The organism is uncultured Shewanella sp. (assembly GCF_947495455.1).
Taxonomy (GTDB): Bacteria; Pseudomonadota; Gammaproteobacteria; order Enterobacterales; family Shewanellaceae; genus Shewanella.
This window is the reverse complement of sequence record NZ_CANLZC010000223.1, coordinates 1-1,211: the sequence shown is the minus strand read 5'-3', so window position 1 is coordinate 1,211 and position 1,211 is coordinate 1. Positions and strand designations below refer to the sequence as shown.

Annotated in this window: 1 protein-coding gene; it reads right to left on the bottom strand. The window is 39.6% G+C overall.

Going from position 1 to position 1,211, the window contains the following annotated elements:
• Nucleotides 1–31 precede the first annotated feature (31 nt).
• Nucleotides 32–982: an IS110 family transposase gene (locus tag Q0791_RS24855; protein WP_299011945.1), complete on the bottom strand. Its 951-nt coding sequence runs from the start codon at nucleotides 980–982 to the stop codon at nucleotides 32–34.
• Between the last annotated feature and the right edge of the window lie 229 nt (nucleotides 983–1,211).

Below are 1,211 nucleotides of genomic sequence, written 5' to 3'. Positions count from 1 at the left end.
TAACAAGAGACTATGGTGTCAATCGTTAATTTCAAGCTTTTGATGCTTTCCACAAAACGCCATCTCTTAACATTGAATTTAAGATAACAACCATTTTTCTTATACAGGCTATGATGGCGACTTTCTTGGGTTTACCAGCAGCCACTAATCGCTGATAAGTGGCTTTAAAAACGGGATTAGATTGTATTGCTGACATCATTGCCATGTACAAAACGGTTCTCACTTGATGCCGACCTCCTTGGATCTTTCGATGGCCTTTGAAGCGACCACTTTCTTTATTCATAGGCGCTACACCGACCAACGAGCTGGCTTCTTTGTTATTAATATACCCGAGCTCTGGTAAATTGCTGATGATTGAGGCGGCGGCAATTTTACCTATCCCTTTCATGCTTTGAAGAATGATATTTTTGGCTTGGTAGTCAGTGTTTGATTCGATCAGCTTAACAATTTTATCTTCTATTTTTGTTATTTGATTTTTGAAAACAGTTAAGATTGGCTTGATCGTCATTGCGAGCGCTTTGGGAAGAATTTGTAGTCTGTTTTTCTCCATGGTTTGCATGACCAATAGCTGGTTTCGTCTTGAAACTAAATCGCTCATAGCCTGCATGACATCGGGTTTTAGTGTCGATAATTGAGGTTTAATTGCTTCACTGTAATGCGCAATAAGCTGTGCATCTAACTTATCGGTTTTAGCACGTTGGCCTATAGCGCCCGCGAAACGTTTTACGTGAATAGGATTGGCTATCACAAAGGGTAAATTGGCGTTAGCACAAGCGATGATAAAGGGCATTTCAAGACGACCAGTTGCTTCAATGACTATACGGTCAGGGTTATGTTTTTTAATGAGGTTAACAGCTTCTTTAATTCCTTTTTCATCGTTAGAAACGGTGAAAAAGATATCAAGAGGTCGAATATAAATGTCGAGTTGGAACTTACCAGTATCAACCCCGACGTTAATGTTTTGATTAGTTTTTGATTTCATAATAAGCTAACTCTTGCTTGCAAATGCGGGTTCGAGACCCAGTAGACTATTCGAGTATTTTGCTTGGAGTCGTTTGTCGCGTTCTTTCTTGTTATCGGTCTCTCAATAGAGGAGCCATCGCTCAATCGAACTACGACAAATGAAAGCTTTAGTTGCAGCTAAAGCCTGGGTCTCACATTACCCGAAACTGGGAATAATTTGTAATTATGTGGGTTTATTATCCATACAA